This window comes from Nonomuraea guangzhouensis (assembly GCF_019396345.1).
Lineage (GTDB): Bacteria > Actinomycetota > Actinomycetes > Streptosporangiales > Streptosporangiaceae > Nonomuraea > Nonomuraea guangzhouensis.
Genome location: NZ_JAHKRM010000012.1, coordinates 219,995 through 245,326, shown reverse-complemented (window position 1 = coordinate 245,326; position 25,332 = coordinate 219,995). Strand labels below are relative to the sequence as shown.

Below are 25,332 nucleotides of genomic sequence, written 5' to 3'. Positions count from 1 at the left end.
GGGTGTCCTTTCAGACGCGGGTCCAGCGCTGGTTGGTTCCTCCGGTGCAGGTCCAGATGCGCGCCTTGGTGCCGTTGGCGGTGCCGCTGACGTCCAGGCACTTGTTCGCCCCCACCGCCGTGATGCTCCCGTCGGCGTTGAGGCGCCACTTCTGGTTGTTCTGGCCGTTGCAGTCCCAGACGATCACACTGGTGCCGTCCGCCGTCCCGGCCCCGTTCACGTCCAGGCACCTGCCGCCAGAGGCCCGCAGCTCACCCGCGGCCGTCGACGTCCACTGCTGGTTGGCCTGCCCGTTGCAGTCCCAGATCTGCGCCTGCGTGCCGTTGGGCGGCGAGGCGCTGACGTCCAGGCACCGGCCCGATCCCCCACCCTTCAAGGCACTCGTGCTCCCCGAGGGCGGAGTGCCGGTGTCGAAAGTGAAGGCGTCCACGTCGAACAGGTAGCCCTGTCCGGTCGGGCCACGGAAGACCAGATAGAGCGTCGTGCTGCCGGTCGGCGCGCCGCTGAGGTTCGCCGAGACGTCGGTGAAGGTGTCCCAGCTGCCGGTGCTCGTCACGTTCGCCGTTCCCAGCAGGGTGCCGGTCGCCGAGCCCGTGCGCACCTCGATCCGGCCGCCCGCGCCGGCGGAGGAGACCCGGGCGGTGATCCTCGTCGCGTTGCCCAGGCTGTACGGCTGGAAGGAGATCCAGTCGCCGTCGTCGGTGAAGCCGACCGTCTTGCCGCCTTCCGCGGTGGTGTGGTCAGCCGTCTGGACGCCCTGCTGGACGCCGAAGTGCTCGGCCTGCCGGTGCCGTGGCTGGAGCGTACGGTCGCTGGTGGAGGTCAGGCCGCCCTTGTCGGTGTAGGAGGCCACGAAGACGCCGTAGATGTTGGCCGCGGCGTCATGCTCACCGTCCACCGGCACCGAGATGGTGCCCGAGCAGCCGGTCTTGGAGGTGATCTGGTGGCGGTGACTGTCGTGGCCGAGGAAGTAGGCGACGGTGACCCCGGCGCAGTCGATCGTGCCGTCCTCCGGGTCGCTGACGGTGACCTGGAAGGGCACGGTGTCGCCGAAGGAGAACAGCTGCCCGGCGGCAGGGGTGGTGAGAGTGACCGTGGGCGCGGTGTTGCCGACGTTCACGATCACATTCGCCGTACCGGTGAGCCCCTGCGGGTCCCGGACCGTGAGCGTCGCCGTGTAGCTCCCGTTCGTGGTGTAGGTCTTGCTCGGATTCGCCGCCGTGGAGGTGGTGCCGTCGCCGAAGTTCCACGAGTACGTCAGCGCGCCGCCCTCCGGGTCGGAGCTGCCCGCCGAGGAGAAGGCCACCGTCAGCGGAGCCGGTCCCGACGTCTTGTCGGCGGACGCCTTGGCGATCGGATTGCGGTTGGCACTGCCGATGTACTCGATGCGATACAGCGCCTGGTTGTTGTTGCCGTCGCCGTAGTCGAGGACGTAGAGGGCCCCGTCGGGGCCGAAGGCCATGTCCATCACCTGCGTCCCCGACCAGGGGAACGCCAAGATCTCCCCATAGGCGCCGTCCGGCTTGACCTCGATCGCCTTGATCCAGCGCCGACCGTACTCACCGGCGAAATACCGCCCGTCGAGCGCCTGGGGGAACTTGACGGGCGAGTTCAGGTTGGGGTCGTACCGGTAGACCGGGCCACCCATCGGCGACTCCGACCCGGAGCCGAACTCCGGCGGGCTTCCGGCGTCCCCCGCGTACCTGATCCAGGCCGGCTTCGCCGCAGGCAGCGTGGTCAGACCGGTGTTACGGAAGGAGTTGTTGGTCGGGCCGCCCGCGCAGTTGTACTTCGGACCGGTGCTGTTGGTGGCGAAGTTCCATTCGTTGTAGGTCTCGCTGGTGGTGTTCGTGCCCGTGCAGTACGGCCATCCGTAGTTGCCCGCACCGGTGATGCGGTCGAACTCCACCTGCCCGCTCGGCCCTCGGTTCGCGTTGGTCACGCCCGCGTCCGGCCCGTAATCACCGAGGTAGACGATGCCGGTCGCCTTGTCCACGCTCATCCGGAACGGGTTGCGGAAGCCCATCGCGTAGATCTCCGGCCGGGTCTTCGCCGTCCCCGGCGGGAACAGGTTGCCGCCGGGAATCGTGTAGGTGCCATCGGGCTGCGGCTTGATCCGCAGGAGCTTGCCGCGCAGGTCGTTGGTGTTGCCGGCCGAGCGCTGGGCGTCGTACTGCGGGTTGCGGTCGGTCCGCTCGTCCAGCGGGGAGTAGCCGCTCGACTCGAAGGGGTTGCTGTCGTCGCCGGTGGTCAGATAGAGGTTTCCGGCGGCGTCGAAGTCGAGGTCCCCGCCCACGTGACAGCACAGGCCGCGGTCGTTCTGGACCCGCAGGACCACCTTCTCGCTGGCCAGGTCGAGAGTGTCGTCCGGCTTGAGAACGAACCGGGACACGTACAGCTCGCCCTTCCACTGGTCGAACTGGGCCTGCGAGCCGTTGCTCGGCGCATCACCGTTGGGCGTGCTCAGCCGCGGCGAGTAGTAGAGCCAGATGTACCGGTTGGACGCGAAGTCGGGGTCCACCGCCACGCCCTGCAGGCCCTCCTCGTCGTGACTGTAGACGTTGAGCCTGCCGGCCACCTTCGTGTTGCCGTTGACATCGGTGACGCGCACCGTGCCGTCGCGCGCCGTGTGCACCACCGACCGGTTCGGCATCACGGCCAGCGACATCGCCTCACCCAGCTCCGCACCTCCCGACGCGAGAGACACCTGCTGGTAGTCGGCCGCCGGAATGACGACGGCGTTCGCCGGGGAGGCGTCGAGCGCGAGCGCTCCGGGAATGATCAGCGCCATCGTGGTCAGCAAGGTGAGCCACGGACGTCGGTGCATGAGCGTTCCTCTGCTATCGAATCGATTCGAGCGAAGGGAGGGCCCGCCTCTCGTCCCCGAGAGTGAGGCGCCGAGGGTGCGTCGCCAGACGGTGTCAGGCGCGGGTCCACTTCTGATTGGTGCCGCCGGTGCAGGTCCAGATGCGCGCCTTGGTGCCGTTGGCGGTGCCGCTGACGTCCAGGCACTTGTTCGCGCCGACCGCGGTCATGGTGCCGTCGGTGTTGAGGCGCCATTTCTGGTTGTTCTGTCCGTTGCAGTCCCAGATGATCACGCTGGTGCCGTCCGCCGTCCCGGCCCCGTTCACGTCCAGGCACTTGCCGCCATAGACCCGCAGCTCACCGCTCGCGGTCGCCGTCCACTGCTGGTTGGCCTGGCCGTTGCAGTCCCAGATCTGCGCCTGCGCGCCGTTGGCCTGCGAGGCTCCGCTGACGTCCAGGCACCGCCCCGACCCCGCACCCTTGTACGCACTCGCGCCCCCCGAAGGCTGGCCCTGGGGCCCGGCGGACGCCATCACCGCCTGGGCGCCCGCCGGCCAGGCGCCGTTGGCGACGGTGGCATTGTTGTTCACCACATTGCCGCGGTCGCCGTTGGTCACGTTGGTGCTGCCGTTGGTCGACCAGTTGCCGGTGACGGTGAAGTTCCCCATGTTCTCGCCACCCCAGTAGTTGGCGGTGGCCCAGGTGCCGGTGTTCGAGAGCACGTTGCCGGTGACGGTGTAGTACTTGGAGCCTTCGTCGAAGTAGATCCCGAACCAGCCGTTGGTCCGGAGGCAGTGGTTGCCGCTGATCACCGCGTTCGGGTTCCACGACAGCGTGTAGATACAGCCCCCATCGGTCATCTGCTGCATGACGTCATGCACGTAGTTGCCGGTGAGCTTGTTGCCGGACGCGGTGGTGGGCGTGGTGTAACGCGGCTGGTAGTTGTACAGGCCGCGGTTGGCGTACTGGTTGCTGCCGCCCGGCTCGTTGGCGCCCCAGCCGTACCCGATCGACATGCCGGTGTACGGCAGGTTGTAGACCTCGTTGTGTGACACGTCGGTGCCGGTGACGTAGGTGGTCAGGACCGAGACGATGCCCCGGTAGTCCAGGCCCAGGTCGTGGATGCGGTTGTTGCTGACGGTGATGTTCCGGTTGATCATCCGCTGGTCACCGGGGTGGTGCGCGTCGGCGCGCACGCCGCCGACCACGATGCCGCCGGCCGAGCTCTGGGCGATCTCGGACCGGGTGACCGTGATGTCGCCGGCGCCCAGGCCGACACCGCTGGCATGCGCGTTGGCGTCGTTGCCGATGCCCACGGCCGTCTGACCGAGGTTGACGAACCGGGAGTCGGTGAAGGTGATGTTGTTGGCCGCGGACACCTGTACGGCTGCCGGCATCTGGTACCAGTTCGGCCGCGCGGCCTCGAACTGCCGGCAGCCCTCCTGGCAGGAGGTCAGCCTGTCGGCGGGCCAGTCCCAGTTGCCCGCGATGTAGGCGCCGGTCTGCTGGTCCGCGTAGCCCTGGTCGCCGCTGGGTCCGAGCCAGGTCGTCCCGCTGAACGTGATCCCGCCGAACGTGATGTGGTGCGCGGGCGCGTCGTAGGTGCCTCCGACATTCACCAGGGACTGGAGAATCGGCAGCTCGACGCTGATATTGCTCATGTTCTGCCCGGCAGCCGGGATGTAGTACAGGACGCCGGTGCCGGGGTTGATGTACCACTCCCCCGGCGCGTCCAGGAACTCGTAGGCGTTCTCCAGGTAGAGCGGACCCGCCCGGTGCGGCCGCGTGAAGGTGTCGTATCCGAAGGTGTTGTTGTTCCAGCCGGGCTGCCGCATCGTGATGAAGTTCCCGCTGATGCTCTGTACCGTCACGTAGCGGTCCGTGAACGAGCCCACGCTCTCCATCTCGACCCGGTTCTGGTTGGCCAGGTTGTTCAGATAGTTCAGCGCGCTGTTGCCGAACCTCAGGCCGGTGCCGGTCGCGGTGAAGTCCGACCGGTTCACTGCCGTACGCGCCCGCGTGGCGAGGGCGCCGTTGACGTACAACTGCCGGGTGTCGATCCCGGTGCCGACGTCGGCGCGCCAGATGTTCTTCCCCGAATCGGCCACGGTCCATCCGGTGACCGCCTTGGCTCCGCTGATGACGGGGTGGGCGCCCGCCGCGGCCTGCCATTTGACGGAGTAGCCGTTGTTCCCGGAATCGGCGGCGGTCAGCCGGAGCGGCGCGGAGAGCCGGTACACCCCGTCGGCCAGTTCCACGACGATGTCACCGGACATCGCGCCGTTCAGCGACCGTACCGCCGTCTGCGCCGCGGCCGGCGAGCACGGCTGGGCGGACGTGCAGGCGGTGCCGGTGCCGGTGGGTGACGCGTACAGGGTCGTGGTGGCCGCGAAGGCCGGGGTGGCGGGGGTGACGAGGGCGAACGCCGCGGCCAGCGCCGCGGCGACGATGCCGATCAGAGCCGGTCTCGGTGCCGTGACGGGCGAAGATGACTGCACAGTTGTTCCTTTGGGGGGTAACGGGTGTGGCCAGGTCACGCCCTGCTGCTCAGGCAGGTGACACCCTTCTGAGGGTCCTCGCCTCCAATTACGTTGTGAGTATTGATAGCCGTCAAGACCTTAAGCCCGCTTATTTCACCATTTGCACACCTAGCGCATGGCCACAGTTAGCCGCATTCCTTCTTCACCAGCGGCAATGCCTGCCATCACGGTTATCCGCGCCGACCGCCCTCGTATGAACCGTTCATATGTGTCGTACTAATCAGGCCGTACGTCTGAGCTGGGGAGGCACCCGCATCAGTCATACTTTGCAGGGAACGGCGAGGAGGAAGCACGGTGACCGACACCCCGCGCGAGAGCGGATACCGGCCGGGCTACGAGGTGGCTGCCGAGCAGGTGCTTGAATACATCGTCCGGCTCGGCCTGCGCCCGGGCGACCGCATGCCGACCGAGATCGAGCTGGCCCGGCAACTGGGCACCAGCCGCACCGTGGTGCGCGAGGCCGTGAAGATCCTCTCCGCGCTCGGCCGGGTACGCGCCCAGAAGGGCCGCGGCCTGTACGTGGCCGACGACGAGGGGATGTTCGGCACCGGGCGCTGGGCCTCCTTCTTCCTCCCGACCGACCTCGACCACGTCTACATGCTGTTCGAGTTCCGCCGGGCGCAGGAAATGGAGACCAGCAGGCTGGCCGCCCGCCGCGCCACCCCCGCGGAGCTGAGGGCCATCGAGGAGGCGGCCGGCCTGTGCCGCCACGGCTTCGATACCGGACAAGAAGACCTGTTCAACAAGGGCGACGACACCTTTCACATGGCCATCGCCACGGCCTCGCACAACATGTTCCTCCAGGTGGCGGTGCGGGAGGCCCGCAGGCTGCAGGCGCAGTCCAACCTCATCGGGCTGCACGGCTCGGTGGGCGGGCACGCCGCCAAGGCCGTCGAGGAGCACGACGCCATTTACCAGGCCATCCGGGCCGGCGACCCGGAAGCGGCCGCCCAGGCCGCGGCCACGCACATCGACAACACCCTCGACGACTACCGGAGAGAGATCCAGCAGCGCCTCTTCTCCTCCAGTGATCTGGGAACTGACGGGACCTGATCAGCCGCCGACGGCGGATGAACGTTTCATCGAGCCCGGCTGAAAAGCGTCGCCGATGAGCGCCGCCGGGCAGGGCTTCTGGCGGGCAGCCGGACAGGACGGAGCCTTGACAGGCGGTCCGCCCGTCGTATGTGCTTCGCCGTACACCGCTGCCTCCCCCTCCTCAGTGAGCTCAGTCCGTTGGCGAATCGATTCGCATCGGTCTCCGAGCGCGGCTGTCTCCGTCTCGCCCTACCTCCAAGGAGTACGACATGCAGCCTTCATCCGTTCCCTTATCGGGCTCCCGGGCGGCCGTCGTCGCCGCTGTGGTGGCGGCGCTGGCAATGCTCCTGGCCGCCGCCCTGACCTGGTCGGCACCCGCCTCGGCGGCGACCACGCCGCTGGTGGGCGTGGGCTCGGGGCGTTGCCTGGACGTCAGCGCCTCGCAGACGAACGGCGCGCAGACGCAGATCTGGGACTGCAACGGCCAGGCCAACCAGCAGTGGACCGCCACCAGCTCCGATGAGCTGCGGATCTCCGGCACCAAGTGCCTGGACGTCTACGGCGCCGGCACCGCCGACGGCACCAGCGTGATCATCTGGGACTGCAACGGACAGAACAACCAGAAATGGCGCCTCAACGCCGACGGCAGCATTACCGCCGTCGGAGCGAACAAGTGCCTGGACGTGAGCGGCGCCGGCACCGCCAACGGCACCAAGACGCAGATCTGGACCTGCCACGGCGGCACCAACCAGAAATGGACCACCGGGGCCGGGCCCACCCCGACGCCGACCCCGACCCCGCAGCCGCCCGGCGCGCGCCCGTGCGACATCTACGCCTCCGGCGGCACGCCGTGCGTGGCCGCGCACAGCACGACACGGGCGCTCTACGGCTCCTACAGCGGCAACCTGTACCAGGTCAGGCGCTCATCCGACAACACGACCAGGAACATCGGCGCGCTGAGCGCGGGCGGTGTCGCCGACGCCGCCGCCCAGGACTCGTTCTGCACCGGCACCACGTGCGTCATGACCGTCGTGTACGACCAGTCCGGTCGGGGCAACGACCTGTGGTACCAGGGATCCAGCGTGGTCCCCGGCTCCCCTCAGAGCAGGCCCGCGATCGCGACCACCGAGTCGCTCACCGTCGGCGGCGGCAAGGCGTACTCGCTCTATATCAACCCCGGCAACAGCTACTGGCGGGACGGCCACCTGACCGGCGTGCCCACGGGGACCGCGCCCGAGGGCATGTACATGGTGACCAGCGGCACCCACGTCAACGGCGGCTGCTGCTTCGACTACGGCAACAGCGAGACGACCAGGAAGGCCGACGCCGCCGGCGCCATGGACGCCATCAACTTCAGCACCCAGTGCTGGTTCGGCGGCTGCCAGGGACGCGGCCCCTGGGTCCAGGCCGATCTCGAATGGGGGCTCTACCCCGGCGGCAGCCAGTCCTGGAACCCCAATCAGCGGGCCTTCCCCCACAAGTTCGTCACCGCCACGCTGAAGAACAACGGCACCAGCCGGTTCGCCATGAAGGGCAGCAACGCGCAGTCCGGCAGCCTGTACACCTTGTACGACGGGTCCCTCCCCAACGGCTACAACCCGATGAAGAAGCAAGGGGCCATCATCTTGGGCAGCGGCGGCGACTGCTGCAAGCCCGACGGCGGCGCCAACCTCAGCGCCGGAACCTTCTACGAAGGAGCCATGGTCGCCGGCTATCCCACCGACGCCACGGAGAACGCCGTCCAGGCCGACATCATCGCCGCCGGCTACCGCTGACCCGGCCTCACTCACCTCCGGCGAACCCGGACGCCGGCCACCTACTCCGCCCAGCAGGGGGAGGCGGTGACCGGCGTCCGGGCGAACGGCGCATGACACTAGGTCTGATGGAAGCCGCCGGTGACCGCCAGCAGCCGCCGTCCGGCGTGCTCCGGCCGGATGTTGGGGCCCTTGGCGGCCCTGACGTCCGGTCGGCGGGTGAACGCGTTGATCGCGTTCTCGTCGATCGTGACGCCGAGACCCGGCGCGTCTCCGAGGATGAAGGCGCCGTCCTCGACGTACAGGTCGAGCGACAACCCGACCGGCGGGTGCAGGTCCTGCAGCTCGCTGACCAGGTGGTTCGGCACCGACGTCGCGGCATGCAGCAGCGCTACCGGCGTGGTGCCGATCGGGCTGACCGGCAGGTCATGGGCGTGCGCCAGGGCGGACACCCGGAGGAAGTGGGTCACCCCCCAGACCGCGGCCGTCTGGACGATGTCGACCGCCCCCGCGGCCAGCAGCGGACGGAACTGCTCGAGCCCGGTCAGGTTCTCCCCCGTGGCGACGGAGGCGCGGATCCCGTTGCCGACGACGGCCAGGCCTTCGGCGTCCCACCGCCGGACCGGCTCTTCGATCCATGTGAGATCCAGGGTGCGTTCGAGCTCGCAGACGTGCCGGACCGCCTGCTTGCGAGTCCAGGCCTCGTTCACATCGAGCATCAGGCCCGGCCGCGAGCCGTGCCCGGCCTCGGTCAGGACGTCCCGTACCAGCGTCAGGCGGTGCCGGTCACGTTCGACGTCGAGGCCACCCTTGATCTTGGCCGCGCGCAGACCGTGCTCGGCGTAGACCTGGTAGGCCGAGACGAGTTCGTCGTCGGTCAGGCCGATGTCGAGGCCCGAGGCGTAGGCGGGCACCCGCCGGTCGCGGCCGCCGAGCAGCCGCCAGAGCGGTTCACCGGCCGCCTGTGCCTTGATGTCCCACAGGGCGGTGTCGAGCGCGCCGATCGTGCCGAACACGGCTCCGGCGTGGCCCGCCTTGAAGGTCTGCCGCAGCATGCGGTCGTAGAGCGCCGTCACGCCGCGCGGATCCTCGCCCTCGATCGCGGCGAAGACAGCCTCGATCTCCACATGCGGCCCGAGCCCGATGCCGGTGATCCCCTCGTCGGTGTCCACCATGACGAGCGGCACCGAGACGACTCCGTCGGCGAAGACGCCGTTGGCGTCACCGACGGGACGGCCCCATTCCTGGACCGTCGTCGTGGTGCGATACCCCGTGATCCGCATGTCAGCCCTTCGTGGAACCGGCGGTGACGCCTTCGGCGATCTGCCGCTGGAGGAACAGATAGATCATGAGCACGGGTACCGCGGCGATCAGGACCCCCGAGGCGAAGGTGGGGATGTCATCGGAATACTGTCCACGCAGCGCGTTGACCCCGATCATGAGGGTGCGATGCTCGGGCGACGGCATCATCAGCAGGGAGATGAGCACGTCGTTCCAGCAGAACAAGGCGTCGAGAATGCCGACCGACAGCAGTGCCGGAACACCCAGCGGCAGCATGATCCGCCGGTACACGCCGTACACCGTGTTCCCGTCGATCCTGGCCGCGTCGACGATCTCCGCCGGGATGGTCCTGTAGTGGCTCGTCATCAGGAAGACGGTGAACGGCAGGAACTGCGCCACGTAGGCCAGGATCAGCCCCGGATAGGTGTCGATGAGCCCGCTGTCGGCCATGATTCTGGTGAGCGGCACCATGATCACCTGGAAGGGGATGAACAGCCCCGCGAGACAGCCCAGGAAGATCACCGAAGAACCGCGGAAGCGCAGCTGACTCAGCGCGAAGCCCGCCATCGACCCCAACAGCAGCAACAGGGCCACGGCGAATGCCACGACGACGAATGAGTTGACGAAATACCGTGCCATTCCCGCGCTGGCCCACGCCTCGGCGAGGTTGTCCCAGCGCAGGGAACCCGCCGGGGAGAACCGGTCGAGGACGTAGTCACGCCGGGTCTTCATCGCGACGTTGGCGGTGAACACGAGAGGATAGATCGTCGCCAGCGCGAGAACGGCCATCGGAACGGCGGCCGCCCACCTGGCCAGACGTCTGCCGGGCATCAGTCCTGCCTCCCCGTGCGACGAAGCACGCCGATCTGCAGCAGCCCCACCACGAGCATGACGACGAACAGGACCGTCGACGCGGCCGAGGCGAGTGCCGGGCGGTTCATCTGTCCCTGCTGGTGCCAGATGTAGTACTCCGGCAGGTAGGTCGACCCCTCCGGGCCGCCGCCGGTCATCACGAAGAGCAGGCCGAACATGGACGTCAGCATCCCGATCATCGTGGTCACGAAGACGAACTGAATGGTGCGCGTCAGGCTCGGGATGATCACGTGCCAGATGATCTGGCGGAGCGACGCGCCGTCCACGCGGGCGGCGTCCAGCAGCGAGGCGTCCAGCGTGCTGAACCCGGCGAGGAACACCACCAGAGCCATCCCGAACGTCGCCCATATGTGCACGCCGACAACCGTGAACATGGCGATGCCCGGATCGCCGAGCCAGTCGACCGGGCCGACGCCGACGGCCCCGAGGACAGTGTTCAGCGGGCCGTCGAACCCGAGCATGAGGTTGAAGATCGCACCGACGATCACCGGTGAGAGCACGGCCGGGAAGAAGTAGACGCTGCGGTAGAACCGGTGGCCGGGCACCCGCAGATAGATGAAGGTCGCGAGCAGACCCGGAATCGCCACCGCCACGGGAAGCAGCAGCACCAGCAGCCCGACGTTGCCCAGCGAGGTGTGGAACAACGGGTCGCCGAGCAGTTCCAGGTAGTTGCGCACGCCGACCGCGGTCCCATTGAGGTCGCCGTCACCCGTGAAGGAGAAGTTGACGCCGAGAACCAGCGGCCACAGCCGCAGCACCACGATGATCAGTACGGCCGGGGCCACCAGAACGTAGGGCGCGAGGCGCTCGGCGCGCGCCCCACGGGCGCTCGCGTGGACGCCCCCGCGGTGTCCACGCTGCTCCATCAGGTCCGCATCGGCGCGCCCGGATCCGGCCGGGCGGACCGACGACGACGAATGTCCGATCGGCACGCGATCAGCCCGTCCGATCGGAGGCGGCCAACTGCCGCACTGCCTTGTCCACGGTGGTCGAACCGCTCAGGAGTTGCTGGGACAGTCTTCCCATCAGGTCCAGGGTCTTGGAGGACAGCGCGACATGCAGGGCGGGCTTGCCGGTCTTGATCTCGGGCACCATCGCGGCGACGGCCGGGCCCGCCTGAGAGACGTCGATCGTCGTGTCGGACGCGATCGCGCCGGCCTTGGCGTAGAACGCGCTCAAGGCGTCGGTCGAGGTCAGGGATCGCACCAGATCGGCGGCCAGCTTCGGGTCCTTCGTCCACTTGGCGACGGCGTAGCCGATGCCGCCGTCGTACGGAAGGCTGGGCGTGGCTCCGTCGGTGACGACCGGGGCCGGCATGACGCCGATCTTGTCGGGCGGCAGGAACTCGGCGAAGTCCTTCCAGTGCCCGACGTCCGACATCAGCCCGATGATGTGCGCGGCCTTACCGGTCTCGAAGACTCGGAAGATGTCGGTGAACATCGCGGTGGAGTTGGCACCGTCGTTGTTCAGCCCTTTGTCGCCGGCGTCCTTCCACAGTTCGAAGATCCGCTTCACGTGGGGGGAGGTCCAGTCACGCTTCCCGGCGATCCAGTTGTCGTACTCCTGAGGCGTCAGGATGCCGGACCCGAGGCCCGACATGAAGAACTGGATGCCGAAGCCTTCCTTGTTGCCGAGCGCGAAGCACGTGGCTCCGGTCGCCTTCTTGATGGCGGCGCAGCCGCTGACCAACTCGTCCCAGGTCTTGGGCGGGTTCGCCGGGTCGAGACCGGCCTTCTCGTAGAGCGCCTTGTTGTAGTAGATCGGGTGGCCCTGCAGGGTCACCGGCGCGGCGTAGGTCTTGCCGTCCTTGCTGAAGGCGTCCCAGCCCGCCAACCGGCTCTTGTCCTCGGTCACGTACTGGTCCAGCGGTTGGAGCGCGGTCACCCGGTCGCGGATCTGGCCGCCCCCGTTGAAGAGCATGACGTCGGGCCCCTTGCTGGACTGAATGGCCGTGCCGAGCAAGGTGTAGTACTGGTCGAAGGGCTGAGCGACGAACTCGACGGTGACGCCGGGATGCCGCTTGGCGAAGTCGGCCTTGGCCTTCTCGATGTAGGTGGCCGCCGCCGGTTCGCCGGACTTCCAGTCCCACACCACGAGCTTCTGCGACTTGGGCTGCGACTCTCCGCCGGACGGGGACTCCGGCCGCGCCGCACTCCCGCAGCCGGCCACGGCCAGTCCCGAGGCCAGCAGGACCGACCACAACGCTCGCTGCTTCATAGTTGTTCACCCTCCGAGAGCGGCCGATGAGCCCGGCCGTCTTGGCCCGAAACATAATTCGTATGACGTATTACGGTCAAGTGGGACATGTAGACTGATGCGGTCGCGCTGTCCTTGGCCAGCCCCGGAGGGGAGACATGACGGCACCGCAGGAAACGGGCAGCGCTGTCCCGGCGCCACCGGCCTGGTCCCAGCGGCCGGCCAGTCTCGCCAGAGCGGTGACCGCCGAGCTGGTGGAGCGCATCGTTCGCGGCGTGCACCCGCCGGGGACGCCGCTGCCCACCGAGCCCGCGCTGTGCGAAGCCTTCTCCGTGAGCCGCACCGTCGTCCGGGAAGCGGTGAAAGTCCTGCAGGAGAAGGGACTGGTACGGGTCCGTCAGGGCTCCGGCACCATGGTGACCCCTCCGGTGATGTGGGACATGCTCGACGAACTCGTCCTCGCCGCGACCATCGCCGCGGACGAGAGCCTGACGATCCTCGACGACCTCGTCGTCACCCGGCGCGTGCTGGAGTCCGACATGGCCAACGTCGCCGCCCGCCTGGCCGAGCCGGACACCGTCGAGCAGCTACGCGTGCTGGTGGATCGGATGGACGAGCTCGTGGCCGACCCGGTCACGTACGCCGAAAGCGACCGCGCCTTCCACGACACGATCATGCGGGCGTCTGGAAACCGCATCGCCCGTGGCGTCGTACGGGCGATGGAGAGCCAGGTCATCAACACCGCCCGGTACATGGGCCGGACCGAACGGGCCCTGTGCGTGGCGTCGAACCTCGGCCACCGCCGCGTCTACGAACGCATCGCCGCCCATGATCCCGCGGGCGCCGCCGAGGCGATGTTCCAGCACATCACCGAGGCCTGGATCGTCCGCCGCAGCGGACCGGCCGATCCCGTACGGCTACAGCGTTAGCACGAGCACACCCCGCGATACCGAGCGCGCGGAACGATTCGATTAACCGCCGTGAAAGTTTCATCACGACGCGCCAGTGGTTGCCATGGCCGCTTCTCCTGGTCAGGCGCCAGAGCGACGAGGTCATCTCAGACGCGGTCCGCCAACGTCGAGAAGGCCGATCCTTGACAGGTCTTGTCACCGTCATATTTGCTCCGCTGCACCATCGCCTCCAGCCGCCAGGAAGAAGGGAGAGCCCATTATGGCGGCGTTGAGTGAGCGCTAACACGTCAAACGCCCTCACTCCCCAAAAAGGGAAAGGAATTCGCGTGATGTCGAGGCCTAGATACCTCTTCACCGCTATCGCGTCCGCTGTACTGCTCGTCGTCCTGGCCACGGTGCATACGGCGCTGGGCGACACCGCGCCCTCGTCCCTCGCACAACAGAGCGCCCTCGCGGGCAGCGCTGGATGCGGCAAGTCCCCGACGCTGAGAAGCGGTCCGCAGTCGATTACCACCAGCGGAAAAAATCGTAACTATATCCTGAGAATTCCGGACAACTATAACAACGCAAACCCCTACCGGTTAATCTTCGGATTCCACTGGAATGGCGGCACCGCCAACGATGTCGACGGGGGCGGAACCAGCGGCTACCCCTGGTCCTATTACGGGCTCAGGGCATTGTCGAACAACACCGCGATCTTCGTCTCGCCCCAGGGCTTCAACAACGGCTGGGCCAACTCGGGCGGTGAGGACACCACCTTCGTCGATGACATGATCCGCCGGATCGAGGCGGACCTCTGTGTCGACACCGCCCAGCGCTTCGCCATGGGCTTCAGCTACGGCGGCGGCATGAGCTACTCGCTCGCGTGCAACAGGGCGACGGTCTTCCGCGCCGTGGCGGTCTACTCCGGCGGGCAGCTCAGTGGGTGCAGCGGCGGCAACCAGCCCATCGCGTACATCGGGCTGCACGGCCTCAGGGATGGGGTGCTCAACATCTCCACGGGCCGGTCGCTACGTGACAGGTTCGTCAGGAACAACGGCTGCACCCCCCAGAACCCGCCCGAGCCGGCGCAAGGCAGCCTTACGCACATCGTCACCACCTACTCGGGGTGCCGGGCCGGGTATCCGGTCGCATGGGCGGCGTTCGACGCGGGCCACACCCCCGGCCCCGTGGACGGGAAGCCCGGCGACCTCGAGCCCGGCGAGAAGTCCTGGACCAGGCCAGTGGTGTGGAATTTCTTCGCGCAGTTCGGAGGCAGCGACCCGAATCCGACGCCGACGCCGACGCCGACCCCCACGGTTGATCCGCCGGCGACAGGCGCGTTCAAGGGTGTCGGGGCGGGGCGGTGCCTGGACGTCAGCGGAGCCTCCCAGGCCAACGGCGCGCAGACGCAGATCTGGGACTGCAACGGGCAGTCCAACCAGCAGTGGGCCGCCACCGGCTCCGGTGAGCTGCGGGTCTACGGCGGCAAGTGCCTGGACGTGAACGGGGCCGGCACAGCGGACGGCACCAGCGTGATCATCTGGGACTGCAACGGCCAGAACAACCAGAAGTGGCGCCTCAACACCGACGGGAGCATCACGGCGGTGGGGGCGAACAAGTGCCTGGACGTGTCCGGGTACGGCACCGCCAACGGCACCAGGGTGCAGATCTGGACCTGCACCGGTGCCACCAACCAGCAATGGACCCGCGTCTGACAGCCCACGACAGCTGACCACACGCCATCGCCGGGACGAGCCATCGCCCCGGCGATGGCCACGAGCACGCAGGCACGCACACGGTGCGGGGCTCGTGCTCGTACTCGACGGAGGCCGACCCCCCATGGGCTTGGAGAACCGAAATGGCTGATTTATCGCGAAGACAAGTGCTGAGATTCGGCGCGGCTGGAGCTGGAGCCACGCTCATACCGTTGCCATGGACGGCCGCGGCCCGGGCCGGGTCGGTGGCGCCTCCGGAGGTGCGCGCCGCGAACGACCTGGCGCTCTGGTACGACAAGAGCGCCGGCACGGAGTGGCTGCGTGCGCTTCCGATCGGAAACGGTCGCCTGGGCGCCATGGTGTTCGGCAACATCGACACCGAGCGGCTGCAGCTCAACGAAGACACCATCTGGGCCGGTGGGCCGTACGACCAGAGCAACACGAAGGGTGCGGCGGCGCTGGGGCAGATCCGGCAGTTGGTCTTCCAGAACCAGTGGAGCCAGGCCCAGACCGTTGTCGACCAGAACATGCTGGGCACCCCTTCGGCTCAGCTGGCCTACCAGCCCGTGGGCGATCTACGGCTCACTTTCGGCAGCGCCGCCGGAGTTTCGGAGTACAACCGTTCCCTGGACCTCAGCACGGCCACCACCACGGTGACGTACCTGCAGAACGGCGTGCGGTACCGGCGCGAGGTGCTCGCGAGCGCGCCGGACCAGGTGATCGCCATCCGGCTGACCGCCGACAGGCCCGGCTCGATCACGTTCTCCGCGACGTTCGGCAGCCCGCAGCGGACGACACGCTCCAGCCCGGACGGCACGACGGCGGCGCTCGACGGCATCTCCGGCGACCAGAGGGGCCTGGCCGGCAAGGTCAGGTTCCTGGCACTGGCCCGGGCCGTTGCCGAAGGCGGCACTGTCAGCAGTTCCGGCGGCACCCTGCAGGTAAGGTCCGCCAACAGCGTGACGGTGCTGATCTCCATCGGCTCCGGCTACGTGAACTACAAGGACGTCAGCGGCGACTACCAGGGCATCGCCCGGCGCCATCTCGACGCCGCCGCCGGCCGGACCTACGACGACCTGCGTGGCCGGCACGTCGCCGACTACCAGCGGCTGTTCGGGCGCACGACGCTCGACCTCGGCCGTACCTCGGCGGCCGACCAGCCGACTGACGTCCGGATCGCGCAGCACGCCAACAGCAACGACCCGCAGTTCTCGGCGCTGCTGTTCCAGTATGGCCGTTATCTGCTGATCTCTTCCTCGCGTCCCGGCACCCAGCCCGCCAACCTGCAGGGCATCTGGAACGACTCCCTGGCCCCCTCCTGGGATTCGAAGTACACCCTCAACGCCAACCTGCCCATGAACTACTGGCCGACCGACACGACCAACCTGTCGGAGTGCTACGAGCCGGTGTTCAGGATGATCAACGACCTCACGGTCAGCGGCGCCCGCACGGCCCGGGTGCAGTACAACGCCGGCGGCTGGGTGACCCACCACAACACCGACGGCTGGCGGGGCAGCTCCGTCGTCGACGGCGCTACCTGGGGCATGTGGCAGACCGGCGGCGCGTGGCTGGCCGCCATGATCTGGGACCACTACCTCTTCACCGGCGACCTCGACTTCCTCCGGCAGTACTACCCGGCCATGAAGGGGGCCGCGCAGTTCTTCCTGGAGACCCTTGTGGAGGAACCGACCCTCAAATATCTGGTCACGAACCCGTCGAACTCCCCAGAACTGCCCCACCACGCGGGCGTCAGCATCTGCGCCGGACCCACGATGGACAACCAGATCCTGCGGGACCTGTTCAACGGCTGCGCCAAGGCGAGCGAACTCCTGGGCACGGACGCGAGCTTCCGTGCCCAGGTCCTCGCCGCCCGGGACCGGCTCCCGCCGATGAAGACCGGCTCACGCGGCAACATCCAGGAATGGCTGTACGACTGGGTCGAGACCGAGCAGAACCACCGGCACATCTCCCACCTCTACGGCCTGCACCCCAGCAACCAGATCACCAAGCGCGGCACCCCCGCCCTGTACACCGCCGCGCGGCGGACCCTCGAACTGCGCGGTGACGACGGTACGGGCTGGTCGCTGGCGTGGAAGATCAACTACTGGGCGCGGATGGAGGAGGGCACGCGGGCGCACGACCTGGTCCGCGCCCTCGTGACGACGGCCCGGCTCGCGCCCAACATGTTCGACCTGCACCCGCCGTTCCAGATCGACGGCAACTTCGGCGCGACGTCCGGCATCGCCGAGATGCTGCTGCAGAGCCACAACGGTGAGCTGCACGTGCTGCCGGCGCTCCCGGCGGCCTGGCCGAGCGGGAAGGTCCAGGGTCTTCGGGGGCGCGGCGGCTACACCGTGGACGCGACGTGGAGCTCCGGCGGGGCCACCGAGCTCCTCATCAGGTTCGACCGTGACGGGACGGTCAACGTGCGCGGCCGGATCTTCGCCGGGACCTACCAGGTGGTCGACACCACGACCGGCGACACCGTCAGCGTCACCAAACCCGAGAACGACGTCATCAGACTGACCGGGCAGGCCGGTCGTACGTACCGCATGACCGGGTCCGGCGGCCCCGCGCCGGCGAGCTACGTGCGGATCACCAACGCGACCACTGGCCTGGCGCTGGACAGCGGCGGGAATGTCGCCTCCGGGGCGAACCTCAAGCAGTGGAACTGGGACGGCAGCACCAACCTGCAGTGGCAGCTCGTGGACCTGGGCGGCGGGTGGTACCGCATCGTCAACCGTGCCAACGGCATGGTCGCCGACAGCTGGGGCAACACCGCCAACGGAGCCAACGCCAGGCAAGCGGCGTGGGACGGCCGTAACAACCAGCAGTGGCGCCTCAACAGCACGGGCAACGGCCGCAACCAGATCATCAACCGCGGCACCGGCACGGCCCTCGACGGCATGGGCAACAGCACCGCCGGCTCCACCGTGGCCCTGTGGACGCCGAACAACAGCACCAACAACCAATGGACCATCACGGGCGTGTGAGCCCGGCGCGCGCTTCGCCGCAACCGGTCTACCGGTTGCGGCGAAGTCATGGGCCTACCGACGCGGCTTCAGGAACTTCCGTTCCAGGTCCACTTCTGGTTGGACTGGCCGTTGCAGTCGTACAGCTGGATCCGGGTGCCGTTGCCGGTGCCCGCGCCGGTGGCGTCCAAGCAGCGTCCGGATTGCACGCCGACGATGGTCCCGTCGGAGTTGACGCGCCACTTCTGGTTGTCGCCGCCCCAGCAGTTGTAGATCTGCACCTTCGTGCCGTTCCCGGTGCCGCCGGCATCCAGGCACTTGTTGCCGTAGACCTTGACCTCACCCGCGGAGGTCGAGCTCCACTGCTGGTTGGTCTGGCCGTTGCAGTCCCACAACTGCACCTGGGTGCCATCCGTGGTCGAGGCGTTGGGCACGTCCAGGCAGCGACTGGAGGCCACACCCCTGATCTGACTATTGTCGCCGGGCGCCGTCGGGGTCGGCGTCGGGGTCGGCGTGGGCGTGGGGCCGGGGTTGGCGGCGTTGAGGGCGTTGAGGACCGCGTCGTAGGCGGGCTTCTTGTTGCCGCCGTTGAACAGCAGCGGGCTGGCGCCGGCGCCGAGCCAGGAGTCCTGGTCGCGCACCCCCCACACCGTGATGCCGGCGCAACGGGCCACTGCCAGGCAGTCGTTCGTCACGGCGGCGTAGGTCTGCGGAGAGCCGCCCTGGATGTCCAGCTCGGTGATCTGCACGTCCACCCCGAGGGCGGCGAAGCTGGAGATGGTGGTGCGGTAGTTGCTGTTGTACGGGCTGTTGCCGTTGAAGTGCGACTGCAGGCCCACGCAGTCGATCGGCACGCCGCGCTGCTTGAAGTCGCGGACCATGTTGTAGACGCCCTGGGTCTTGGCCCAGGTCCAGTTGTCGATGTTGTAGTCGTTGTAGCAGAGCTTGGCGGCCGGATCGGCGGCGCGCGCGGTGCGGAAGGCCACCTCGATCCAGTCGTTGCCGGTGCGCTGCAGGTTGGAGTCGCGCCGCCCGCCGCCGCTGTCGGAGTAGGCTTCGTTGACCACGTCCCAGGCGTAGATCTTGCCCTTGTAGTGGGCCATGACACCGTTGATGTGGTCGATCATGGCCTGGCGCAGGCTGCCGCCCGACAGCGACTGCATCCAGCCGGGCTGCTGGGAGTGCCAGGCCAGCGTGTGCCCGCGCACCCGCTTGCCGTTCTGCACGGCCCAGTTGTAGATGCGGTCGCCGTTGCCGAAGTTGAACTGGCCCCGGTTGGGCTCGGTGGCGTCGATCTTCATCTCGTTCTCGGCCGTCACCATGCTGAACTCGCGGCTCGCGATGGTGGTGTACTGCGAGTCGCCGAGCCGGCCCGCACTGATGGCGGCACCGAAGTACCGCCCGCTCTGCGCGGCCGCCGCGCCGAGCGTGCTGGCCGCGGCATCGGCGCGAAGCGGCGCCACCAGCGCCACGATCATGGCGAGCACGCAGAGAGCACCGACGGTCAGGGGCCACCTGGTTCCAGGCGGGGGTATGGCATTTGCGCCCATGCCTGAGCCTCCATGTCTGAAATACGGAAACGGGGAACACGCGCCCACCACCAAGGCGTCGCTTGGTGACTCAGTGTGGAAATACTTCCGAAACATTGTCAAGGCGGGTCTAAAAGTTTCGGATACATTTGGCTGCCACCTTCGGCACTACAGGCCCCCAGCCATCTACGATGGGCACCGAAACTTTCGACCGCCCCTGTCGCAAGGGACGGTCGACCTGAAAGTTTCAGACCCTTTCCTTCATCACTGTGCATCCGTCGGTGGTGCGGCAGGTCAGCTGCGGGTCCAGCGCTGGTTGGTTCCTCCGGCGCAGGTCCAGATGCGCGCCTTGGTGCCGTTGGCGGTGCCGCTGACGTCCAGGCACTTGTTCGCGCCGACCGCGGTGATGGTGCCGTCGGCGTTGAGGCGCCACTGCTGGTTGTCCTGGCCGTTGCAGTCCCAGATGATGACGTTGGTTCCGTCGGCGGTGCCCCGGTTGTATACATCCAGGCACTTGCCGCCATAGACCCGCAGCTCACCGCTCGCGGTCGCCGTCCACTGCTGGTTGGCCTGACCGTTGCAGTCCCAGATCTGCGCCTGCGCGCCGTTCGCCTGCGAGGCGCCGGAGACATCGAGACACCTGCCCGACCCCACACCCTTGATCGCACCCGTGGGCGGAGGCGTGACGATGCCCCCTCCGGTCACGACGTACATGGCCGCCCCGTGTCCGGGGACCGACGCGCTGATCGTCCCGGATGAGGAGGACGTCGTGTGCGCCCACAGGTCGCGCACCGAGTAGGAGGACGCGGACCCCAACCCCAGGGCTGAGGCGGTGGTGGAGACCGTCGACGTGGAGGTGCCCCGGTTGAGCAGCACGACCGCGACCGAGCCGTTCGACATCGGCTTGCGCCAGACCTCCAGGTTGCCGTTGTCGCTGATCTTGTGGCCCTGCCTGCCGCCCCAGTCCTGGTTGACCGCGATGACCTCGGTGTTGGTGAGGATCGTGCGCGTGTCGGCGCTCATCGTACGGATGTCGTTTCCGGCGATGAGCGGCGCGTTCAGCAGCGACCACAGGCTGAAGTGCGCGCGGCCCTCGGTCCCCGTCACCCCGCCGACGCCCACCTCCAGCATGTCCGGGTCGTTCCACCCGCCCGGGCCCGAGTACGCGTCGAGCCCGACCTGCTGGTCCAGGATGCCCGTGATCGAGTTCCAGTTCGCCGCGATGTCGCCGGTGTTGCGCCAGGAGTTGCCCACAGGCATCCCCCACGTCCACACGCTCTCCTGCCCCCAGTTGCACAGGCTGTACACGATCGGACGACCGGTGGCGGCCAGTGCGTCCCGCATGGCCGTGTACCGCTGCTGCCCGTTCCGGCCCTGGTGGTCACCGCAGTTGTCGTACTTCAGGTAGTCGATACCCCAGGACGCCCACAGGGCCGCGTCCCGCCGCTCGTTGCCCAGGCTGGCCGGGTACCCCGCGCACGTCGTGGTTCCGGCCGAGGAGTAGATGCCGAGCTTGAGCCCCTTGGAGTGGACGTAGTCAGCCAGGGCCTTGATGCCGTTGGGGAACTTCTGCGGATCCGGCACCAGGTCACCGTTGGAGTTGCGGTTCTTGGTGGACCAGCAGTCGTCGATGTTGACGTAGGTGTAGCCCGCCGCCGCCATGCCGCTGGAGACCATGACGTCGGCCGTCTGACGGATCAGGCCGTCGTTGACGTTGCAGCCGAAGCTGTTCCAGTCGTTCCAGCCCATCTGGGGCGTGCGGGCCAGGCCGTTGTCGAGGGCGGCGGCCGTCTCAGCGCTGATCGCGACGATGGAGGCGGCTGCGAGTACCGCCGCCACTGCTAAGCCAAGAATTCTGCGCATCTGATTCCTCTGCCTACCGGGGTGTCGTGAAGATCTCCCGGGCGATCTCCACCGGGGGTTCTGGAAGGTTCACCTGAGGGGCCGGGTCGCTCTGCCCTCGCACATCGCGGACGCGGAGAGGACGGCCGGCCGTCATGGGTCAGGTGCGGGTCCAACGCTGGTTGGCGCCGCCGTTGCAGGACCAGATCTGGAGTCTGACGCCGTTGGCGGTGGAGTAGTTCGGCACGTCCAGGCACTTGTTCGCCCCGACGGCGGTGATGCTGCCGTCGGCGTTGAGGCGCCACTGCTGGTTGTTCTGGCCGTTGCAGTCCCAGATGATGACGTTGGCGCCGTCGGCGGTGCCCTGGTTGTACACATCCAGGCACTTGCCGCCGTAGACCCGCAGCTCACCGCTCGCGGTCGCCGTCCACTGCTGGTTGGCCTGGCCGTTGCAGTCCCAGATCTGCGCCTGCGCGCCGTTCGCCTGCGAGCCGCCGGAGACGTCAAGACACCGGCCCGACCCCACACCCCTGATCGCGCCCGCACCAGGGGTCGGAGTGCCGCCCCCCGGCTGGCCGATGCTGCCCGGTACCGACTGAAGCGCGTCGTACCAGGCGGCGGCCATCTTGTCGTAGCCGCCGGCGGTGGGGTGGATGCCGTCGATCAGGTCGGAGGTGGTCAGCTTGCTGTGCATGTCGACCAGGTGGACATGTTTGCCGCTGTTCACCTTGCTCTGCACGATGCCGGGGATCGCCGCGTTGAAGGTGCGGCCGGCCGACTCCTGGCCGGAGTTGGACAGCGGGATGATGGTGGCGACGAAGACGTCCGCGTTGGGCACTGCTGTGGTGATGTGGTCGATCAGCGTGGACAGCCGTTGCGGGGCACCGGCCACGTTGTAGTTCTGCAGGACATCGTTGGTGCCGATGTGCAGCAGCACTGTGCGCGGTGTGTACGTACGCAGCCAGCCGGCGATGTTCGCGTCGATCTGGTCGATCCGCCACCCGGGATGGCCCTCATGATCGTGGTCGCCCAGGCTGCCCGGCCCGTTGAACTGTGACCCGACAAAGTCGACCGTGTAGCGGCCGGCGGCCAGGCGCTGCCACAACCCGATCCGGTACCCGCCCGGCACCTGCGTGCCCTCGGTGATCGAGTCGCCCAGCGGCATGACCCGCACCCCGCCGTTGGACTCCGCGTCGGCGGTCCCCGCGCCCATCGTCGTGCCCGCTACCACCAAGGCCACGACCATCAGCGCGGCGGCCCACCATCGTCCCCACGTACGCCTGCTCAACCGCTCGACGAATGTCGTCGTGCGGGCTGAATCGATTCGAACCGTTCGCGATAACACGCCACATCCTCAACCTTCTCGCCAACGAACGCGGGTGGCAGGGTTTCCGGCACACCACGCCGGCGGCTCCTCAACATCTCTTGTTAGCGTTAACATCACTCGGGGTGAATGCAGCGCTCCTTCCCTTCGGGCCGACTGCGGTGGTGGTGTGGCGGAGCAAATATGACGCGAGACGATCCGTCAAGGGCCCTGACCTCCTCCGTCACGGGATCCGCCGCGCGCCGAAGTGGCCTGATCTGGCCTGACTCGGTGCGGCCGCACTGTCGCGACGGGCCGAAGTGATGAAACGTTCATCCCCGTGGCGCCGTGGCCCCTGGGCGCCGGTCATCCGATCGAATCGATTCGTCAGCGGCCTTGACATGTTTCGCGGTGATTTCCACACTTAGTCCGCAAGGCGGCTACCTCTGCCGGAGTCGGTGGTGAGCGGCAGGAGCCCTCGGCTGTGATGCGTCCGGCGATGGACCGGCCGTGGAGCACCGAGGTCTCCCCACATGTCTCTCTTACCCAGTCACCGCCACAACCCAGGAGACAGCGTGTTCCCCAACCAGCTGTCGGCGCTCCGCAGACGCACCGCCCTTGCCGGCACCGCTCTGCTCACCGGAGCAGCCCTCCTCACCGCCCCCGCCCTGACCGGCTCCGCCATGGCCGCGCCCGCCGTCTACCAGCCGACGTGGGCGTCGGTGGACCAGCATCCAGCCGCCCCGGAATGGTTCCAGGACGCGAAGTTCGGCATCTACTGGCACTGGGGGGCCTTCGCCACCCCTCAGTACAGCAGCGAGTGGTATCCGCGCAACATGTACATCTCGGGGCAGGCCGCCAACACCTTTCACAAGAACACCTACGGCGACCCCTCCGTGTGGCCGTACAACAACTTCATCGACGGCGCCCGCGACAAGGCAGGCAACTTGGTGCAGTTCGCCCCACGTCTGAAGTCCGCGGGCGGCACCTTCGACCCGAACGAGTGGGCCCAACTGGTCGCCGACTCCGGCGCCAGGTTCGCCGGTCCGGTGGCCGAGCACCACGACGGCTTCTCGATGTGGAACAGCCAGGTCAACGAGTGGAACTCGGCCGGCCGAGGCCCCCAGCTGGATCTGCTGCGGCTGTTCGCCGACGCGATCCGCGCCAAGAACATGAAGCTGCTGGTCGCGATGCACCACGCCTACAACTTCACCGGCTACTACGACCACGTGCCGGCGCAGCCCACCACGTCGCTGAAGAAGCTCTACGGACAGCTCGGCTCGGCCGCGGAGAACCAGCTCTGGTACGACAAGCTGAAGGAGGTCGTCGACAAGGCCCAGCCGGACATCCTGTGGCAGGACTTCAACCTCACCCGGGTCGACGAGGCGCAGCGGCTCAACTTCCTGTCGTACTACTACAACCAGGCCAACTCGTGGGGCAAGGAGGTCGTGGCCACCTACAAGGACGGCTTCAACAACAGAGGCGAGGTCTTCGACTACGAGCGCGGCGGTCCCGGCGACCTCCAATACCCCTATTGGCTGACCGATGACGCCATCAGCAGCTCGAGCTGGTCCTACACCAACGGGATCGGCTATTACAGCGCGCCCGCGATGCTCCACTCGCTGATCGACCGGGTGAGCAAGAACGGCAACATGCTGCTCAACATCTCGCCCATGATCAACGGCACGATTCCTCAGGGCCAGAAAGACGTGCTGAACGCCTTCGGCACCTACCTGCGGCGCAATGGCGAGTCGATCTACTCCACCCGCGCCTGGACCACCTACGGCGAAGGCCCGACCAAAATGGGCGGCGGCTCGTTCACCACACCACGTCCCGGCACGGCGCAGGACATCCGCTACACCCGCAGCAAGGACAACACCGTCCTGTACGCGACAGTGCTCGGATGGCCCGGCAACGGCGCGACCCTCCACCTCGCGTCGCTGGGCACCGGCAAGGTCAGCCTGACCAACCTCGAGAAGGTGGAGATGATCGGCGACACGGCCGGCACGTACGTCAACCTGCCGACGCGTGGTCAGGACTCCAGCGGCCTGCACATCACGTTACCGAATCAGCCATACTCCGCCCTCGCGTACGTCGTGAAGCTCACCTTCAACGGGCAGATCAACTCGGGCGGCGGCGGATCCGCCACGGTGCTGCGCAACGTCAACGCCAACAGATGCCTCGACGTCCCGAACGCTTCACAGACCAACGGCACGCAGGTGCAGATCTGGGACTGCAACGGTCAGTCGAACCAGCAGTGGACGTCGACCGCCGCGGGTGAGCTGAAGGTGTACGGCGGCAAGTGCCTGGACGTGAACGGGGCGGGGACGGCCGACGGCACCGCGGTGATCATCTGGGACTGCAACGGCCAGAACAACCAGAAGTGGCGACTCAACGCCGACGGCACCATCACCGCGGTCGGCGCGAACAAGTGCCTCGACGTGCCGAACAGCGCCACCGCCAACGGCACCAAGCTGACCATCTGGACCTGCAACGGCGGCGTCAACCAACGCTGGACCCGCACCTGACATACCGGGCATCTCCGCCGCCGATCCACGAACCCGCGGGTAGCGCCTTCATCAGCTCAGCGCCTT

15 protein-coding genes are annotated in these 25,332 nt (G+C 67.6%); 6 read left to right on the top strand and 9 right to left on the bottom strand.

What is annotated here, in order from left to right; genetic code table 11:
• Positions 1–10: 10 nt before the first annotated feature.
• Positions 11–2,827 (bottom strand): PQQ-dependent sugar dehydrogenase, encoded by a 2,817-nt coding sequence (locus KME78_RS25810; protein WP_246651851.1) that lies wholly within the window; start codon positions 2,825–2,827, stop codon positions 11–13.
• A gap of 94 nt (positions 2,828–2,921) precedes the next feature.
• Positions 2,922–5,303 carry a ricin-type beta-trefoil lectin domain protein gene (locus KME78_RS67300; RefSeq protein WP_308127133.1) on the bottom strand — a complete coding sequence of 794 codons (2,382 nt, stop codon included), beginning with the start codon at positions 5,301–5,303 and terminating at the stop codon, positions 2,922–2,924.
• A 336-nt stretch (positions 5,304–5,639) separates the two neighbouring features.
• Between KME78_RS67300 and KME78_RS67295 the strand changes: the two genes are divergently transcribed.
• Entirely contained in the window at positions 5,640–6,398 is a 759-nt protein-coding gene (locus tag KME78_RS67295; RefSeq protein WP_219531917.1) for a FadR/GntR family transcriptional regulator, read from the top strand.
• 251 nt (positions 6,399–6,649) lie between these two features.
• Positions 6,650–8,155, top strand: coding sequence for an arabinofuranosidase catalytic domain-containing protein (locus KME78_RS25795; RefSeq protein WP_219531916.1), 1,506 nt, complete (start codon positions 6,650–6,652; stop codon positions 8,153–8,155).
• Positions 8,156–8,253: 98 nt separating this feature from the next.
• Here the strand turns inward: KME78_RS25795 and KME78_RS25790 are convergent, their stop codons facing one another.
• The 4 genes from KME78_RS25790 to KME78_RS25775 are packed head-to-tail and all read right to left on the bottom strand — an operon-like array spanning position 8,254 to position 12,505.
• On the bottom strand, positions 8,254–9,417 hold the full coding sequence (locus KME78_RS25790) for a mandelate racemase/muconate lactonizing enzyme family protein (protein WP_219531915.1): 1,164 nt from the start codon (positions 9,415–9,417) through the stop codon (positions 8,254–8,256).
• Between the two features lies 1 nt (position 9,418).
• Complete coding sequence (locus KME78_RS25785) at positions 9,419–10,246, bottom strand: carbohydrate ABC transporter permease (RefSeq protein ID WP_219531914.1); 828 nt, start codon at positions 10,244–10,246, stop codon at positions 9,419–9,421.
• Positions 10,246–11,220, bottom strand: coding sequence for a carbohydrate ABC transporter permease (locus KME78_RS25780; RefSeq protein WP_219531913.1), 975 nt, complete (start codon positions 11,218–11,220; stop codon positions 10,246–10,248). Before KME78_RS25780 ends, KME78_RS25785 begins: the two co-directional genes overlap by 1 nt.
• Before the next feature lie 4 nt (positions 11,221–11,224).
• On the bottom strand, positions 11,225–12,505 hold the full coding sequence (locus tag KME78_RS25775; RefSeq protein WP_219531912.1) for an ABC transporter substrate-binding protein: 1,281 nt from the start codon (positions 12,503–12,505) through the stop codon (positions 11,225–11,227).
• Between the two features lie 137 nt (positions 12,506–12,642).
• Here KME78_RS25775 and KME78_RS25770 point away from each other — a divergent pair, with 137 nt between their 5' ends.
• From KME78_RS25770 to KME78_RS25760, 3 genes are all read left to right on the top strand, one after another.
• Entirely contained in the window at positions 12,643–13,413 is a 771-nt protein-coding gene (locus tag KME78_RS25770) for a FadR/GntR family transcriptional regulator (RefSeq protein ID WP_219531911.1), read from the top strand.
• A 659-nt stretch (positions 13,414–14,072) separates the two neighbouring features.
• A complete protein-coding gene (locus KME78_RS25765) occupies positions 14,073–15,092 on the top strand; it encodes an RICIN domain-containing protein (protein ID WP_219531910.1) in 1,020 nt (339 codons plus the stop codon).
• Between the two features lie 212 nt (positions 15,093–15,304).
• Positions 15,305–18,085: a glycosyl hydrolase family 95 catalytic domain-containing protein gene (locus tag KME78_RS25760; protein WP_246651850.1), complete on the top strand. Its 2,781-nt coding sequence runs from the start codon at positions 15,305–15,307 to the stop codon at positions 18,083–18,085.
• A gap of 68 nt (positions 18,086–18,153) precedes the next feature.
• On the opposite strand, the gene KME78_RS25755 is transcribed toward KME78_RS25760, so the two are convergent.
• The 3 genes from KME78_RS25755 to KME78_RS64640 form a co-directional block, all read right to left on the bottom strand.
• The gene (locus KME78_RS25755; RefSeq protein WP_246651892.1) at positions 18,154–19,542 is read right to left on the bottom strand and encodes an endo-1,4-beta-xylanase; all 1,389 of its coding nucleotides are present in this window, start codon (positions 19,540–19,542) and stop codon (positions 18,154–18,156) included.
• A gap of 345 nt (positions 19,543–19,887) precedes the next feature.
• Positions 19,888–21,456, bottom strand: coding sequence for an RICIN domain-containing protein (locus KME78_RS25750; protein WP_219531907.1), 1,569 nt, complete (start codon positions 21,454–21,456; stop codon positions 19,888–19,890).
• 139 nt (positions 21,457–21,595) lie between these two features.
• Positions 21,596–22,723 (bottom strand): SGNH/GDSL hydrolase family protein, encoded by a 1,128-nt coding sequence (locus KME78_RS64640; protein WP_246651849.1) that lies wholly within the window; start codon positions 22,721–22,723, stop codon positions 21,596–21,598.
• 590 nt (positions 22,724–23,313) lie between these two features.
• On the opposite strand from KME78_RS64640, the gene KME78_RS25735 reads away from it, so the two are divergent.
• Complete coding sequence (locus KME78_RS25735) at positions 23,314–25,266, top strand: alpha-L-fucosidase (protein ID WP_219531906.1); 1,953 nt, start codon at positions 23,314–23,316, stop codon at positions 25,264–25,266.
• Positions 25,267–25,332: the final 66 nt, after the last annotated feature.

Excerpts from the sequence above, each read along its gene's own strand:
- KME78_RS25810 (WP_246651851.1), bottom strand. The coding sequence starts at position 2,827 with ATGCACCGACGTCCGTGGCTCACCTTGCTGACCACGATGGCGCTGATC.
- KME78_RS25795 (WP_219531916.1), top strand. The coding sequence starts at position 6,650 with ATGCAGCCTTCATCCGTTCCCTTATCGGGCTCCCGGGCGGCCGTCGTC.
- KME78_RS25790 (WP_219531915.1), bottom strand. The coding sequence starts at position 9,417 with ATGCGGATCACGGGGTATCGCACCACGACGACGGTCCAGGAATGGGGC.
- KME78_RS25785 (WP_219531914.1), bottom strand. The coding sequence starts at position 10,246 with ATGCCCGGCAGACGTCTGGCCAGGTGGGCGGCCGCCGTTCCGATGGCC.
- KME78_RS25775 (WP_219531912.1), bottom strand. The coding sequence starts at position 12,505 with ATGAAGCAGCGAGCGTTGTGGTCGGTCCTGCTGGCCTCGGGACTGGCC.
- KME78_RS25770 (WP_219531911.1), top strand. The coding sequence starts at position 12,643 with ATGACGGCACCGCAGGAAACGGGCAGCGCTGTCCCGGCGCCACCGGCC.
- KME78_RS25755 (WP_246651892.1), bottom strand. The coding sequence starts at position 19,542 with ATGATCGTGGCGCTGGTGGCGCCGCTTCGCGCCGATGCCGCGGCCAGC.
- KME78_RS25750 (WP_219531907.1), bottom strand. The coding sequence starts at position 21,456 with ATGCGCAGAATTCTTGGCTTAGCAGTGGCGGCGGTACTCGCAGCCGCC.